The sequence below is a fragment of the Brucella pituitosa genome (assembly GCF_003049685.1).
GTDB classification, from domain to species: Bacteria; Pseudomonadota; Alphaproteobacteria; order Rhizobiales; family Rhizobiaceae; genus Brucella; species Brucella pituitosa.
In genome coordinates this window covers 2014482-2030000 of sequence record NZ_PYSY02000001.1, presented here as the reverse complement: position 1 = coordinate 2030000, position 15519 = coordinate 2014482, and the positions used below count along the sequence as shown (strand labels likewise).

The following is a 15519-nucleotide window of genomic DNA, read 5'->3' as shown; positions in this document are numbered from 1 at the left end:
TAAAGCCATACACCGAAGCTGTGGATGCACGTATGTGCGTGGTAGCGGAGCGTTCCGTAAGCCTGTGAAGGGACAGTCGTGAGACATCCTGGAGGTATCGGAAGTGAGAATGCTGACATGAGTAACGATAAAGGGAGTGTGAGAGACTCCCTCGCCGAAAGTCCAAGGGTTCCTGCTTAAAGTTAATCTGAGCAGGGTTAGCCGGCCCCTAAGGCGAGGCCGAAAGGCGTAGTCGATGGGAACCACGTTAATATTCGTGGGCCTGCAGGTAGTGACGGATTGCGTGTGTTGTACATTCTTATTGGATTGAATGTGCAGCGAAGCGGTTCCAGGAAATAGCTCCTGCATATAGACCGTACCCTAAACCGACACTGGTGGACTGGTAGAGAATACCAAGGCGCTTGAGAGAACTGCGTTGAAGGAACTCGGCAAAATGCACGCGTAACTTCGGAAGAAGCGTGACCCTTCTATAGGCAACTATTGGAGGGTGGCACAGACCAGGGGGTAGCGACTGTTTACCAAAAACACAGGGCTCTGCGAAGTCGCAAGACGACGTATAGGGTCTGACGCCTGCCCGGTGCTGGAAGGTTAAGAGGAGATGTGCAAGCATTGAATTGAAGCCCCAGTAAACGGCGGCCGTAACTATAACGGTCCTAAGGTAGCGAAATTCCTTGTCGGGTAAGTTCCGACCTGCACGAATGGCGTAACGACTTCCCCGCTGTCTCCAACGCAGACTCAGTGAAATTGAATTCCCCGTGAAGATGCGGGGTTCCTGCGGTTAGACGGAAAGACCCCGTGCACCTTTACTATAGCTTTACACTGGCATTCGTGTCGACATGTGTAGGATAGGTGGTAGACTTTGAAGCAGTGGCGCCAGCCATTGTGGAGTCATCCTTGAAATACCACCCTTATCTATATGGATGTCTAACTGCGGCCCGTTATCCGGGTCCAGGACCGTGTATGGTGGGTAGTTTGACTGGGGCGGTCGCCTCCTAAAGAGTAACGGAGGCGCGCGATGGTAGGCTCAGAACGGTCGGAAATCGTTCGTCGAGTGCAATGGCATAAGCCTGCCTGACTGCAAGACTGACAAGTCGAGCAGAGACGAAAGTCGGTCATAGTGATCCGGTGGTCCCGCGTGGAAGGGCCATCGCTCAACGGATAAAAGGTACGCCGGGGATAACAGGCTGATGACCCCCAAGAGTCCATATCGACGGGGTTGTTTGGCACCTCGATGTCGACTCATCGCATCCTGGGGCTGGAGCAGGTCCCAAGGGTATGGCTGTTCGCCATTTAAAGCGGTACGTGAGTTGGGTTCAGAACGTCGTGAGACAGTTCGGTCCCTATCTGCCGTGGGTGTAGGAATATTGATAGGATCTGTCCCTAGTACGAGAGGACCGGGATGGACGTATCTCTGGTGGACCTGTTGTCGTGCCAACGGCATAGCAGGGTAGCTATATACGGACGGGATAACCGCTGAAGGCATCTAAGCGGGAAACCCACCTAAAAACGAGTATTCCCTATCAGAGCCGTGGAAGACTACCACGTTGATAGGCCGGGTGTGGAAGTGCGGCAACGCATGTAGCTTACCGGTACTAATAGCTCGATCGACTTGATCATTCTCATTTACAATATCCATCGAACCAAGTTCGATAGATATTAGTTTAGTTTATGTCCTTACGGCTGAGCGCCTGACTAACGTCAGGCTAGCCTGCGGACAGCACGCCGAAACATCGGCGACGGCCAGTCGGCCTTGCGAAGCTTCGCTTCGAAACGCTTAAACTGATATCGTTTTATTATCTGCACGAAAGACAACCAGCTTCTCATATTTGTGTTCTTCGCCGACCTGGTGGTTATGGCGGAGCGGCTGCACCCCGATCCCATTCCGAACTCGGCCGTGAAACGCTCCAGCGCCAATGGTACTTTGTCTTAAGACACGGGAGAGTAGGTCGCTGCCAGGTCTGCTAAGCACACAAATCATCAACATCTTCTCATAATCATACAAAACAGCTTTCATCAGCGATAAGCGCAAAAAATACCAAATCCGGTCATACAAATTAAGCCCTTAACGCGGGGTGGAGCAGCCCGGTAGCTCGTCAGGCTCATAACCTGAAGGCCGCAGGTTCAAATCCTGCCCCCGCAACCAAAAAACAACCCGCCCCAAGGCGGGTTTTTTTGTTGCCTGCACGCACCCGGAATTTAATCCCATCCAGCCGCCAACAACCAGAGCGACACCACAAAACGCGACACAAAACGACAAAACCCGCACCGAAAATCAAACAAGAGACAAATAAGAAACAGCATAAAAGCCGCAGCGTTCCGCGTCTGAAAATAGTGCCTGGTGCAGGATCGGCAAGGATGCAACTCCAAGCCCCCATGCAACGGCAATCAGCATCTTTGGAAGCCAAAGACCAGGCAATTAAACCCTTAAAGGCTGGTCCAAAACGATACCGCTATCTGCATAGAGAAAAGCCCCGGCAACAAGAGTTGACCGGGGCTACGTTATTTTTAAACCTCCGTGAGGCTAACTCTGGAGGCCACGTAAATGTGCGGAAAAGCTAGACGGTTTCCGTGACTTTGTTGAGGTTCATAGGCTGGTCCGGATCAAGACCACGGCCAAGCGCAACACGTTCAATCAAGCTGTTAAGACCTGAGCCTCAAGGATTCATCCCACAATGGCCTCGAATTTCCTGATATGGGGGGTAGTCGCGGTTAAGGACTATCTGATGAAGCCTGTCTCGTTCGTTTTGATTTGCTCGTTGCTGACAATGTTCAGCATGCCAACAAATGCCGAAGTTCGTCTTGGCAAAAATGTCCGTATTGGCGGCCACGATTTCTCCAACCAGACTTATAAAAGCAAGCATCGCGCGGAGATTTATCGTTATAAAGGGCAGCCAAGAAAAGAGGGCTGTGTGTGGCGCAAGAGGAAAAACGGTGAGCGAGTGAAAGTCTGTCATCTCCAAACCAAACCCACGCGAAAATAGGATAATGGAGGCCATGCGCAAAGTGTGGAGTGTCCAAAGAATATACACATCGGTGTGATGGATATAAGCTTTTGTACAAAGCGAATTGCGTCGACAGTTGTTGGTTTTAGGAACTGGCGGAGAGAGCGGGATTCGAACCCGCGATACGGTTCCCCGTATACACACTTTCCAGGCGTGCGCCTTCAACCACTCGGCCACCTCTCCGTCTGATTTGCTGTCTTGAAATCCGCCGTTGCGGTAAGAACTCTTGCAAACGCACCACCATTTTTCAAATCAGGCATTGGTTAGTTGCCAAAACAGGTGGTGCGGCGCGCAATATAGCCAGAATACGCATATGTTCAACTGCTATTTGCCAGTTTTCGCTTTAATTTATTCTGGCCTGTGTGAAGTTTATGAAAACTTATCTAACTTACTGTTTTTGTTACATATAATGCGGAAGCTGTTTTGGAGGTTTCCGCGCCTTGGGCGTAATAGTCGGTCTGTGCTATAATTTAGTGACTGATAACACATAGATTGAATGGCAAATGGCGCGCATTTTTGCATGATGCGGACGTGTAAATTCAAAGGCAGAGAATCGTGTTCCGTTTTGTTTTGCGCAGTTTCGCGGTTTTGTTTCTGGCATTAGGCGTCATCTTTGCCATTCTAGATGGTGCGCGCTCTGTTGGGGCGTCGGAGTTGGTGACCAAACCTCTTCTCGAGATCTGGGAACGCGGCGCGCCCGAGATGCTGGGGGCTGCAGAAGCATTCGTGACGCACTATATAGGATCAGCAGCGTGGGACAGGCTGGTGCTTCCCGTGCTTGAACAGCCCGGCTGGCTCGTTTTCGGTGTCCTTGCACTTCTGTTTTACATAGCTGGTCATCGTCGTGAGAAGCCGTTGGGCATTTTCAGTGCGTGAGCTTGAAGCCGGTTGGCAGGCATGATGACTGGTCGTGAATTTATACACGAGGATTGCGCACATATTCGGTGCGCCTCAGGAGGTGTTGAATGGGTTTCCTAGACAGCTATCGCAAGAAGATTGAAATGCCTTCGCAGGACGACGCCTTGCCAGGCCGTGGAGACGCTATCCCTACGGCTTCGAGGCATTTCGTGTCTGGTCAGCCGCTTAAAGGTCCATGGCCTGAGGGCATGAAGCAGGTCATGTTTGGTATGGGCTGTTTCTGGGGGGCTGAGCGGCTTTTCTGGCAGGTTCCAGGTGTTTACCTAACTGCCGTTGGTTATGCGGGCGGCCTTACGCCAAACCCGACCTATGAGGAAACCTGCACCGGTCTGACCGGGCATGCCGAGGTGGTTCTGGTGGTTTACGATCCAAAGGTTGTGAGCCTTGGAGAACTGTTGTCGCTGTTTTGGGAAGAGCATGATCCGACGCAAGGAATGCGACAGGGCAACGATATCGGTACGACTTACCGTTCTGTGATTTATACCTTTGACGGAGCAGATCGTGAAGCCGTGGAAAAGAGCAGGGGCGTCTATCAGGATGCACTTGCTGCTCGCGGTCTTGGACCCGTCACGACGGAAATTGCTGATGCTCCGACGTTCTACTACGCGGAAGATTATCATCAGCAGTATCTGGCCAAGAATCCGAACGGTTATTGCGGTTTGCGCGGCACTGGCGTGAGCTGTCCGATACCAGCAGCATCGTAAGAGATGTAAAAGAATCGCGCGATTAACCCCGCGCGATTTCCTTGTGCATAATTAACATGCCTGCGTCGTCACCCTTCAGTTCTTCGAAGTCGATCCAGGTAATTTTGCGATATAGGTCGGGCTTGTCCGTATAAAGATAGGCTTCAGTATAGCCGAATTCTCGGGCGGCGCTTTCGATTGCGGCCATAAGAGCCTTCGCAACTCCTCTCCCGCGGTATTCTGGTGCAACGAGCAGGCTCGCAACCCACGGCTTGAGATGAGGATGGCTATCCAGATCATTGTGGATCAGCAGGACAAATCCGGCGAGTTCGCCCTTCCATAGTGCTGCACGGGCTGCCTGTCTGTCAGTAGAATGGATGATATCCTGTAGGCCGGAAACGATATCGTCTTCGGTTGCGCCTGACAAATATCCCCATTCCTTGTGGTTCCATTTGGCGCACGTTGCGGCAAAGTCGGGCCGGTCAGCAAGCGTTATAATCTCAATCATGATCTTACCAGTGCGGGGGCTTGGTGACGGGGATTTCGGGAGCCGTTTGCTCTTCCAGTGTCAGAAAGCGATCTGTCAGCGCCGACAGCTTTTTGTTTAGTTGATCAATCGTCTTCCACTGCTCAGCCAGCACGGATGAAAGCTCCTCAATGGTCTTCTCCTGCTCGGCGACCCTTATCTCGAGTTCTGTCAGGCGTGTGTCCGTGGACATAATCAATCTTCCATCTCTTCTGTTCCTGAGAAGATAAAAAATCCGCGCCGACCACTCAATACCAATTATTGAGCAGTCAGAACGCGGATCAATGAGCCGTTTATCGTAAGGTTGAAACTTACTTCGTGCCGTACATACGGTCGCCGGCATCACCAAGACCGGGAACGATGTAGCCCTTTTCATCGAGGCGTTCATCAATGGAAGCTGTGAACACTTCGACGTCCGGATGGGCTGCAGTGAAACGTTCGATGCCTTCGGGTGCTGCGAGCAGGCAGAGGAAGCGGATATTGGTTGCGCCGCGCTCTTTCAGCTTATCGATAGCTGCAATGGCCGAATGTCCGGTGGCAAGCATTGGATCAACCACGATAATGAGGCGATTGACGATATCTTCCGGGGCCTTGAAGTAATATTCAATTGGCTGCAGCGTGTCATGGTCACGATAGAGGCCGATATGAGCCACGCGTGCAGCGGGCACCAAATCCAGCATGCCTTCGAGAAGACCATTGCCTGCGCGCAGGATGGAGGCGAAGACCAGCTTCTTTCCCTCGAGGATAGGCGCTTCCATTGGCATCATCGGTGTATCGATATGCATGGTGGTCAGTTCGAGATCGCGCGTCACTTCATAGCAAAGCAGCAGCGATATTTCTTTCAGCAAACGCCGGAAACTGGCGGTCGAGGTTTCGCGCTTGCGCATAATGGTGAGCTTGTGCTGGACAAGCGGATGGCTGACGACATTAACGCCCATGTTGTTTCCACTTTTCTTGTTATCTTTATCGACTGTAACGGCTAATCAAGCCGGAGAAAACGCGTGGCAGGCGCGCACGCACAGTTTTCTATTTCTTTGAACATTTTGCACAGATGCGCAAGTGGAGATCACAAAAGGGGTATCGGCTGGCGGTCTGTGCTTGTATCGTCCGGTACAAGCTTTATATGCATCAAGCAAACGGAAAACGGAGATCGGCTTCGTTTCGCACATGAACCGGCAGGATGAGTTATGAGCCAGCAGAACGGCAATGCGGACCGCGTGGGCGCGCAAGGTGGCATGGAGCATTCATTCGGCTTCAAAGCGGTCGATGAAGATGCCAAGCAGGGGCTGGTCAACGACGTTTTCCATAAGGTTGCCAAGCGTTACGATGTGATGAACGATCTCATGTCCGGTGGTCTGCATCGTGTCTGGAAAGATGCGATGATTGGCTGGCTGGCACCGTCAAAGCGTCCGGGCTGGACATCACTCGACGTTGCAGGCGGAACCGGTGATATTGCATTCCGTATTGTCGAAGCTTCCGGTCGACAGGCACAAGTCACCATTCTGGATATCAATGGCTCTATGCTTGGCGTCGGTCGTGAACGTGCCATCAAGAAGGGGCTTGCCGACAATCTCGAATTTGTTGAAGCCAGTGCGGAAGAGCTGCCATTTGAAGATGCCAGCTTCGATGCTTACACGATTTCATTCGGCATCCGTAACGTCCCGCATATCGATAAGGCACTTTCAGAAGCCTATCGCGTGCTGAAGCCAGGCGGTCGTTTCTTGTGCCTTGAGTTTTCCGAAGTGGAACTGCCGCTTCTCGACAAGGTTTACGACCAGTGGTCGTTTCGGGCTATCCCGCAGATTGGCAAGATGATTACGGGCGATGCCGATTCCTACAGCTATCTGGTCGAATCGATCCGCAAATTCCCCAAGCAGGAAGACTTTGCACGCATGATCCGCGAGGCGGGTTTCGAGCGTGTGAGCTATCGTAATTTTACTGGCGGTATCGCAGCACTTCATTCCGGCTGGAAGCTCTGAGTCCGATATGAGCAATATTTCTGCGGCTCTGAGGTTGATGCGTGCTGGCTGGATCATGGCGCGCGAAGGTGTGTTGAGTTCCCTGCCGGTTGATGAGGCCGCGGGTCTGCCAGCGCTGGGGCATAAGGTTGCGAAGATGCTTGCGCGTAAGCGCGCGAAAGATGCGCCTCGTTCCGAGCGCATTTCGCGTGCGATGAACAAGCTTGGCCCTTCTTATGTGAAGCTTGGCCAGTTTCTGGCAACGCGTCCTGATATTGTAGGCAAGGATGTTGCTGCTGATCTTGAACTGTTGCAGGATCGGCTTGACTTCTTCCCGCAGGCTGAGGCCGTTGCCGCAATCGAGAGTTCTCTTGGTCGCAAGATTGATGATCTGTATGTGAGTTTCGAAGCGCCGATTGCGGCGGCATCCATGGCGCAGGTGCATCCGGCGCATGTCATGAAAAATGGCGCGCCGCATAAGGTTGCGGTCAAGGTTATCCGTCCCGGCGTGCGTCAGCGTTTCGCGCATGATCTGGAGAGTTTCTTCATGGTTGCCCGCATGCAGGAGCGCCATGTGCCATTTACGCGGCGCCTGCGCCCGGTCGAGATGGTAAAAACGCTGCAACAGACCACGCGCATCGAAATGGATCTGCGGCTCGAAGCGGCGGCACTTTCCGAGATTGCAGAGAATATCAAGGACGATGCAGGCTTCCGCGTTCCCAATGTTGATTGGGAGCGCACGGGTCGCGATGTTCTGACGCTCGAATGGATCGACGGCGTTAAAATGTCGGACATCGAAGGGCTGAGAGCGGCAGGCTTTGATCTGAAAAAGCTTTCCGAAACACTGATCCAGTCGTTCCTGCGCCATACGCTGCGTGATGGCTTCTTTCATGCCGACATGCATCCGGGCAATCTGTTCGTTGATCCGCAGGGCATGATCGTTGCAGTTGATTTTGGCATCACCGGACGGCTCAACAAGCAGCAACGGCGCTTTCTGGCGGAAATTCTTTATGGCTTCATCACCCGCGATTATATTCGCGTGGCGGAAGTGCATTTTGAGGCAGGCTACGTGCCGCATACCCATGATGTGGCGAGCTTTGCGCAGGCAATCCGCGCTATTGGCGAGCCGATCCATGGCCAGCCAGCTGAAACCATTTCCATGGCGAAGCTTTTGACGCTGCTGTTTGAAGTCACCGAACTGTTCGACATGGAAACGCGGCCAGAGCTTCTGATGCTTCAGAAGACAATGGTGGTCGTGGAAGGTGTTTCGCGCACACTCGATCCGCATTTCAACATGTGGAAGGCAGCAGAACCTGTCGTTGGCGACTGGATCCGCAAGAATCTGGGGCCACAGGGCATGTTGCTCGATGCAAAAGACAGTGCCTATGCACTGCTGCATTTTACCCGAAAGACACCGGAACTGGTGGCGCGCGTGGAGCGTGCATCGGTTGCACTCGATGATATGGCGGTTAATGGCCTGCGCTTTGATGAAGCGACGGCGGAAGCGATTGGCAAGGCCGAGGCGCGGCATTCACGCTGGGGCCGTATCGCGCAGGTCGTGATTGCAATTTCACTGGCTGCGATTGCGATCAAGCTTTATATTGAGCTTTAGAACACCTGTTTGTTGATTATTCAACAAAAGAGTGATTTCATTGATTGCATCAGCAATAAGCCGGTGCAATCAAATGGCCAGTATCACAATCCGCAATCTTGATGACGCAGCGAAAGAGCGGCTGCGTGTGAGGGCTGCCCAGAACGGGCGCTCGATGGAAGAAGAAGCACGGCTTCTGCTGGGTGGACTTGAAGAGGCAAAGCCTCAAGCCACTGCCTCGCCGCCTGTTGCGGGTTTATTGCAGGGCAAACATATTCTCCTCATCATCTCCGGCGGGATTGCGGCCTATAAGACGCCTGATCTTATCCGCCGCCTGCGGGAGCGTGGCGCGCATGTTCGCCCGTTGATGACGGCAGCCGCACAGCAATTTGTGACGCCGCTGACCATTGGTGCAGTTGCTGCCGATCATGTGTTTACCGATCTTTTCTCGCGTGAAGACGAACAGGATGTCGGCCATATCCGTCTTGCGCGTGATGCCGATCTGATCGTCGTGGCTCCCGCGACCGCTGGCCTGATGGCCAAAATGGCAAATGGAATTGCCGATGATCTGGCAAGCGCTGTGTTGCTTGCTCGCAAAGTTCCGGTGCTGGTTGCACCTGCAATGAATCCCGCCATGTGGGAAAATCCGGCAACGAAGCGCAACCGCCTGACACTGGAAAAAGACGGTGTGCAATTCATTGGTCCTGAAAAGGGTGAGATGGCGGAAAGTGGTGAGGCTGGTACAGGCCGCATGAGCGAGCCGCTCATGATCGTGGCCGCCATTGAAAATCTGCTTGCGCCACAGGCAAGACCGCTTGCAGGCAAAACAATTGTCATGACGTCGGGGCCGACGCATGAGCCGATTGATCCGGTACGCTATATCGCTAATCGTTCCTCGGGCAAGCAAGGCCATGCGATTGCCGCCGCGCTCATGAAGTTGGGTGCCACGGTGCATCTGATTTCGGGTCCCGTTACGATCCCTGATCCGCAGGGCGTCAACGTCACCCATGTTGAAACAGCGCGGGAGATGCAGGCGGCAGTAGAAAGCCATTTACCGGCTGATGCCGCCGTGATGGTGGCAGCAGTTGCCGACTGGCGAACCGCCAGTGCATCTGACCAGAAGATCAAGAAACAGCCCGGCGAGGGCGCACCAACGCTCAGCATGGTTGAGAACCCGGATATTCTGGCAGGAGTTGGTCATAGTGCCAAACGTCCTGGTCTTGTGGTTGGCTTTGCAGCGGAAACGCAGGATGTGCTCGCCAATGCCGGGCGTAAGCTGGAGAAGAAGGGTGCCGACTGGATCGTTGCCAATGACGTGTCTGGCGATGTGATGGGCGGAGATCGCAATCGCGTGCGCATTTTGAGCCGCACTGGCATCGAAGAGTGGTCGGAAATGAGCAAGGAGCAAGTCGCTGAAAAGCTTGCAGAAAAAATTGCAGCCGCGCTTCTCGAAATAAAAAGCTGATTTTTTTATGGGGGCATGTCACATTCGCATGCAGCTATCTCGTCCTGATGATGAGCGACCAACACGGGTCAACATCAAGGAGAAGAGATCATGGAACAGAGACTTGCGCCTTACACTTTCGCACCGCAGATCATGCAGGCAATGGTGGAGCTGGAAAAGCGCGTTGCCGCATCCGGACTTGAATATAGCCTCTATGAGCTGGTGAAAATCCGTGCTTCTCAGATCAATGGCTGCGCCTATTGTATCTATATGCATACGGCTGATGCGCGGAAGGCTGGCGAAACTGAAGAGCGCCTTTATCTGGTTGCTGCTTGGCGTGAATCACCGCTCTATACTGCGCGGGAGCGGGCAGCGCTTGGCTGGACCGAGGCGCTGACATTGCTGGCGCAGACGGGCGCACCGGATAAGGATTTTGATGCTTTGAAAGCATATTTCTCAGACGAAGAGATCGTCAATCTGACCATGCTGATTACCACTATCAATGCATGGAACCGCATCGCGGTTGGTTTCCGTCTCGTGCACCCGGTCAAAACCGATGCAGCTGCCGCTTGAGCCAAATATGAGTGATGCGGGTGTGTTCGAGGCCTTGCGGCCTCGGCTCATCCGCATTGCCTATCGTATGGTTGGCACCCATGCCGAAGCCGAAGACATTGTGCAGGATGCATGGCTGCGCTGGAGTGCTGCTGATCGGGAAACCATCCGCGAGCCGCAGGGCTGGCTCACGCGCGTGGTCAGTCGTCTTGCGCTTGACCATCTGAAATCAGCACGCGTGCGGCGTGAAACCTATCCCGGCACATGGTTGCCTGAACCGCTTGTCGAGGACGAAGAAGATCGCAGCGATGACATCACATTGACGCTGATGATGGCGCTTGATCGTCTGTCGCCGCTGGAGCGGGCGGCATTTCTTTTGCATGACGTGTTCGATTTGGGCTTTGACGAGGTTGGGCGTGTGCTTGATCGCGATGCTGTGGCCTGTCGCCAGCTGGCAAGCCGTGCGCGCAGTCATGTCCGGCAGGAGAAGACGCGGTTCTCCATGACGGAGGATCGTGGCCGGACAATTGCTGAGGCTTTCTTTCAGGCATCCCGCAGCGGCGACATGACGGCGCTGAAAGGGCTGCTGGCGGAAGACGTCGTGATGTATTCCGACGGTGGTGGTATCCGCAATGCAGCGCTTAACCCGATTTACGGGCGTGAAAAGATCATGCGCTTTTATGAGGGCATCGCACGCAAGACCGAGGGGCTGGTGCCTGCCGTCAATCATTTTGCGCTGTTTGATGGCTTGCCCGGCCATATGAGTCTTGAAGCCGATGGGCTGCCGCAAGTGGCCGCTGTCGAGATCAAGGACGGATTGATCCGCGCCGTCTATTTGATCCGCAATCCGCAGAAGCTGACGCATCTGCGGATGGGGTAATTGAATTCATCAAGCTTTGTCGCGGACCTGATAATCCTTGATCGTGGCAAAGCGGATCGCCTTCCAGCGCTCGGCTTCGTAGTTGAGCGAGAAGCCGTTCTGGGCGAGGAAGACCGGATCATTGTCGAGATCATGCGCGATGTCGGCACGATGCGAGGCAATGAAGCGGTCAAGTTCTGCTGGGTCTTCCGCAGTAATCCAGCGGCAAATAGAGAAGCGCGACATTTCAAACCCAACAGGCAGCGAATATTCGATCTTGAGGCGTTCGGTCAGAACGTCGATCTGGAGCGCGCCGACAACGCCGACAATTGCCGGTGAACCATCGTCTGGCACGAAGAGCTGCACAACGCCTTCTTCCGCCATCTGCTGAAGCGCTTCACGCAGTTTCTTTGCCTTCATCGCATCGTCAAGGCGGACGCGGCGCAGAATTTCCGGTGCGAAGTTTGGCACACCACGGAACAGGATGTCTTCGCCCTCGGTCAACGTGTCACCGATGCGCAGGGTTCCGTGGTTCGGAATGCCAACCACATCGCCTGCGAAGGCTTCATCGGCAATCTGGCGCGAACGGGCAAAGAAGAACTGCGGTGCGGACAGGCTCATTGGTTTACCGGTGCGGACCAGTTTGGCCTTCATGCCGCGCGAAAGTGTGCCCGAGCAAACGCGGAGGAATGCGATGCGGTCGCGGTGGTTCGGGTCCATATTGGCCTGAATCTTGAATACGAAGCCGGTCATTTTCGCTTCGGTTGCACCAACCATGCGGCTATCCGCCTGCTGGTCGCGTGGTGAAGGGCCGAAATCGCAGAACGCTTCGATCAGGTCGCGTACACCATAATTCTTGAGCGCCGAGCCGAAATAGACTGGCGTCATATGGCCTTCGCGGAAGGATTCGAGATCGAATGGGCGACAAACGCCCTGCGCCAGCTCCAGACTGTCGATCCATGCCTGACGTTCGTTTTCGGGCAGAAGTTTGGCTGCTTCTTCCGGTCCGCTGACCTTGGTTGGCTGCTCTTCGGCATCCTTCTGGCGCACGGTATTATTGTGCAAATCATAGGTGCCGGCAAAGCTTTTGCCAGAGCCGATTGGCCATGTGATTGGGGCAGTATCGAGCGCCAGCTTTTCTTCGATCTCATCGAGAATTTCGAGTGGGTCGCGTGCTTCTCGGTCCATCTTATTGACGAAGGTCACGATTGGAATATCGCGCATACGGCAGACTTCAAAGAGCTTCAGCGTCCGTGGCTCGATACCCTTTGCGGCATCGATAACCATGACGGCGGAATCCACGGCTGTCAGCGTGCGGTAGGTATCGTCAGCAAAGTCTTCGTGGCCCGGCGTATCAAGCAGGTTGAAGATGCAGTCTTTGTACTCAAAGGTCATCACCGAGGTAACGACCGAGATACCGCGGTCGCGTTCGATGTTCATCCAGTCCGAACGGGTTTGGATGCGGTCCTTCTTGGCCTTCACTTCACCGGCAAGCTGAATAGCGCCGCCGAACAGCAGCAGCTTTTCGGTTAGCGTGGTCTTACCAGCATCCGGGTGCGCGATGATCGCGAAGGTACGGCGCTTTGAAACAGGATGATCAGCGGACATGAAGAAACTCGTAATGGCAAAGTGTGGGCGGCGCGAAACGCGCGCTGCGAAGATGTTGCGCAGCATCTAGCAGTCATTGGCCAAAAGGTCGAGTTGAAATGAAAAAGCGACGTGTAACACGCCGCTTTTTAGATTGCCTGGTACTGTTATCAGCGTTTGATGCCGAGGCCGAAAGCAATGAATGACCAGCCTTGGAAAATAAGATCAATAGCGAGGAACAGGCCGAGAATGAACAGGCTGTTGACCGGCCATTTCAGTGCGATGACGAGACCGGCTAAAAGCGTGATGACGCCTGCTGCTACAATCCAGCCCCAACCGGCTGCGGGTTTGGATTTAAAGCCAAGCCAGATGCGGAATGCGCCCGCACCCAGAAGTGCTGCCGCCAGAAGGAAGGTCAGAACGCCCGCGGCTAGAATCGGATTGACGAATGCGACAATACCAGCTGCCGCGTAAAGCAGGCCGCTTAGCAGCCAGAAGAAGAAGCCGCCCCATGTCTTCACACCAAAGGCGTGGATGATTTCGATCACGCCTGCAACCAGCATCATGATGCCGACATAGTAGACTGAAACGACTGTCGCGAGCACGAGATTGCCGAAAGCGATGCCGCCAAGGATCAGAAGTGCGACGCCGAGTGCAATAAACCAACCCCACTTGGCTGAGACTTCGGCTGGAACGATAGGACGATTAAAGTCATTCTGTGCAGTTGCCATAAGATGTCCCTCAATTTGAATTCCCGACCAACAATATAAGGCAATTGAAAGATTTAGCCAGAGATGGAAGTGAGACTTGAGTTGGCTAAAAAATCTCCTGTTGGTGTAAGAGGAAGAACACGGTATGTCTTTGCAGTAAAAACTTTTTTTGGCTTAAAGTCAGTTTGATGTTTGATCTGGTTTCACACTATTGGCCGCATATTCTGGCGGTCCTGTCGGTCGTTCTTGGAGCGATTGCAGCTGTTCATGCGACCATGACCAAGGATGAGGTGCGAACGGCACTCGGTTGGGTTGGCGTGATTGTTCTTTCGCCTATCGTGGGAGCAGTGGTCTATGCGCTGGCGGGGGTCAACCGCATCCGACGCAGCACGCTTAGTCATCAGCGCGACAATATGGGGAATATTGCGCTTTACCACCTCTCGCATTTTGACACGACGAATGATCTGGTGCGCGCTGCCTTTGGTCGCCAGTTCGGAGCGATGAAGATCCTTGGCGACACCGTCAGTCTTTATGATTTCACGAGCGGCAACAGCATCAAGATGCTGGAGACTGGCGACGAAGCTTATGCCGACATGCTGGAGGCTATCGGTAAGGCTGAACGCAGCATCATGCTCGAAACCTATATTTTTGATCGGGATGCGATTGGTGAGCAATTTGCCGATGCCTTGGGCGAGGCAGTCAAACGCGGTGTGGAAGTGCGGGTCCTGGTGGATGCGGTCGGCGCGCGCTATTCCATTCCAAGCATCGTCAATCTGCTGAAAGACAAAGGCATTTCCGTTGATGTGTTCAATGGCAACATCATCATGGGACTACGCTTGCCTTATGCCAATTTGCGCACGCACCGTAAAATCCTGATTGTTGATGGCAAACTGGCGTTCACCGGCGGCATGAATATTCGTGCCGGATTTGTGAAAGCCATTGCGGGTGATGCGGTTGCGTTTGACACGCATTTTCGGGTCGAAGGCCCGGCGATAGCCGATCTTTTCCATGTCGCGTCTGAGGATTGGCGCTTTGCGACGGGCGAATTACTGACGGGTGATGCCTGGAGCATTGCTGCACCAAAAGACCCACCCGGTACAGGCAAGCTGATCCGTGTTGTCGGTTCAGGGCCGGACAAGAATATCGAAACAAATCACCGCATGATGATGGGTGCGTTTTCAATTGCTCAGGAGCATATCCTGATCATGTCGCCCTATCTTCTGCCTGATCGTGAACTCATCAGTGCGCTAGTCACTGCGGCGCGGCGCGGCGTGTCGGTAGATGTGGTTGTTCCCGGTGTGAATAATCTGAAACTCGTGGATCGCGCCATGCGGGCGCAGTTCGATCAGCTGCTGAAAGGTGGTTGCCGCATATGGCGTGCGGGCGGGGCGTTCAATCATTCCAAGCTGATGACGATTGACGGCGCATGGTCCTATGTCGGCTCTTCCAATCTCGATGCGCGTTCCTTGCGACTGAATTTCGAGGTCGACATGGAAATCCTTGATCGTGATATCGCGCTTCAGGTGGAAGAACGCATCGGCAGGGTGATCGATGTAAGCCGGGAAGTGAACCTGACACGTCTCAAAAATCGCCCCTTCTACGAGCGTCTGATCGACCGTATCATTTGGCTCGGATCGCCTTATCTCTGACGCTAGAGCACATCCCGAAGTGGGAGCCGGTTTTCGGAAC

At 53.8% G+C, this 15519-nt stretch carries 14 protein-coding genes, 2 tRNA genes and 2 rRNA genes (1 of these 18 cut by a window edge); 12 read left to right on the top strand and 6 right to left on the bottom strand.

Annotated elements, in window-relative coordinates; all coding sequences use genetic code 11:
- The 4 genes from C9380_RS10015 to C9380_RS10000 all read left to right on the top strand — a co-directional run.
- A 23S ribosomal RNA gene (locus C9380_RS10015) occupies positions 1-1617 on the top strand (it extends 1299 nt beyond the left edge of the window).
- Positions 1618-1842: 225 nt separating this feature from the next.
- Positions 1843-1958: ribosomal RNA gene (rrf, locus tag C9380_RS10010) — 5S ribosomal RNA — on the top strand.
- A 108-nt stretch (positions 1959-2066) separates the two neighbouring features.
- Positions 2067-2143, top strand: a tRNA-Met gene (locus tag C9380_RS10005).
- Positions 2144-2723: 580 nt separating this feature from the next.
- Entirely contained in the window at positions 2724-2981 is a 258-nt protein-coding gene (locus C9380_RS10000; protein ID WP_128093470.1) for a hypothetical protein, read from the top strand.
- A gap of 114 nt (positions 2982-3095) precedes the next feature.
- On the opposite strand, the gene C9380_RS09995 is transcribed toward C9380_RS10000, so the two are convergent.
- Positions 3096-3185: transfer RNA gene (locus C9380_RS09995), tRNA-Ser, on the bottom strand.
- 372 nt (positions 3186-3557) lie between these two features.
- Here C9380_RS09995 and C9380_RS09990 point away from each other — a divergent pair.
- Both C9380_RS09990 and msrA read left to right on the top strand, forming a co-directional pair.
- A complete protein-coding gene (locus C9380_RS09990) occupies positions 3558-3878 on the top strand; it encodes a hypothetical protein (protein WP_128093469.1) in 321 nt (106 codons plus the stop codon).
- Positions 3879-3967: 89 nt separating this feature from the next.
- A complete protein-coding gene (gene msrA / locus C9380_RS09985) occupies positions 3968-4624 on the top strand; it encodes a peptide-methionine (S)-S-oxide reductase MsrA (protein ID WP_128093468.1) in 657 nt (218 codons plus the stop codon).
- 22 nt (positions 4625-4646) lie between these two features.
- Here the strand turns inward: msrA and C9380_RS09980 are convergent, their stop codons facing one another.
- The 3 genes from C9380_RS09980 to upp form a co-directional block, all read right to left on the bottom strand.
- A complete protein-coding gene (locus C9380_RS09980; protein ID WP_128093467.1) occupies positions 4647-5111 on the bottom strand; it encodes a GNAT family N-acetyltransferase in 465 nt (154 codons plus the stop codon).
- Positions 5112-5115: 4 nt separating this feature from the next.
- Positions 5116-5322 carry a SlyX family protein gene (locus tag C9380_RS09975; RefSeq protein WP_024899218.1) on the bottom strand — a complete coding sequence of 69 codons (207 nt, stop codon included), beginning with the start codon at positions 5320-5322 and terminating at the stop codon, positions 5116-5118.
- A 118-nt stretch (positions 5323-5440) separates the two neighbouring features.
- Positions 5441-6067: a uracil phosphoribosyltransferase gene (gene upp / locus C9380_RS09970; protein ID WP_024899219.1), complete on the bottom strand. Its 627-nt coding sequence runs from the start codon at positions 6065-6067 to the stop codon at positions 5441-5443.
- A 249-nt stretch (positions 6068-6316) separates the two neighbouring features.
- Between upp and ubiE the strand changes: the two genes are divergently transcribed.
- The 5 genes from ubiE to C9380_RS09945 all read left to right on the top strand — a co-directional run bounded on the left by ubiE (position 6317) and on the right by C9380_RS09945 (position 11554).
- Positions 6317-7108 carry a bifunctional demethylmenaquinone methyltransferase/2-methoxy-6-polyprenyl-1,4-benzoquinol methylase UbiE gene (ubiE, locus tag C9380_RS09965; RefSeq protein ID WP_111786117.1) on the top strand — a complete coding sequence of 264 codons (792 nt, stop codon included), beginning with the start codon at positions 6317-6319 and terminating at the stop codon, positions 7106-7108.
- A 7-nt stretch (positions 7109-7115) separates the two neighbouring features.
- A complete protein-coding gene (gene ubiB, locus C9380_RS09960; RefSeq protein ID WP_128093466.1) occupies positions 7116-8699 on the top strand; it encodes a 2-polyprenylphenol 6-hydroxylase in 1584 nt (527 codons plus the stop codon).
- 73 nt (positions 8700-8772) lie between these two features.
- Complete coding sequence (gene coaBC / locus C9380_RS09955; protein WP_170289487.1) at positions 8773-10143, top strand: bifunctional phosphopantothenoylcysteine decarboxylase/phosphopantothenate--cysteine ligase CoaBC; 1371 nt, start codon at positions 8773-8775, stop codon at positions 10141-10143.
- A gap of 90 nt (positions 10144-10233) precedes the next feature.
- Positions 10234-10695, top strand: a complete 462-nt coding sequence (locus tag C9380_RS09950; protein WP_111786119.1) for a carboxymuconolactone decarboxylase family protein — start codon at positions 10234-10236, stop codon at positions 10693-10695.
- On the top strand, positions 10679-11554 hold the full coding sequence (locus C9380_RS09945) for a sigma-70 family RNA polymerase sigma factor (RefSeq protein ID WP_210249753.1): 876 nt from the start codon (positions 10679-10681) through the stop codon (positions 11552-11554). The genes C9380_RS09950 and C9380_RS09945 overlap by 17 nt, the downstream gene beginning before the upstream one ends.
- 9 nt (positions 11555-11563) lie before the next feature.
- Here the strand turns inward: C9380_RS09945 and C9380_RS09940 are convergent, their stop codons facing one another.
- Together C9380_RS09940 and C9380_RS09935 are read right to left on the bottom strand one after the other, a co-directional pair.
- A complete protein-coding gene (locus C9380_RS09940; protein WP_024899225.1) occupies positions 11564-13141 on the bottom strand; it encodes a peptide chain release factor 3 in 1578 nt (525 codons plus the stop codon).
- Positions 13142-13290: 149 nt separating this feature from the next.
- The gene (locus C9380_RS09935) at positions 13291-13851 is read right to left on the bottom strand and encodes an HdeD family acid-resistance protein (RefSeq protein ID WP_024899226.1); all 561 of its coding nucleotides are present in this window, start codon (positions 13849-13851) and stop codon (positions 13291-13293) included.
- Between the two features lie 167 nt (positions 13852-14018).
- Here C9380_RS09935 and cls point away from each other — a divergent pair, with 167 nt between their 5' ends.
- Positions 14019-15479, top strand: coding sequence for a cardiolipin synthase (gene cls / locus C9380_RS09930; protein WP_024899227.1), 1461 nt, complete (start codon positions 14019-14021; stop codon positions 15477-15479).
- The last annotated feature ends 40 nt before the right edge of the window (positions 15480-15519 follow it).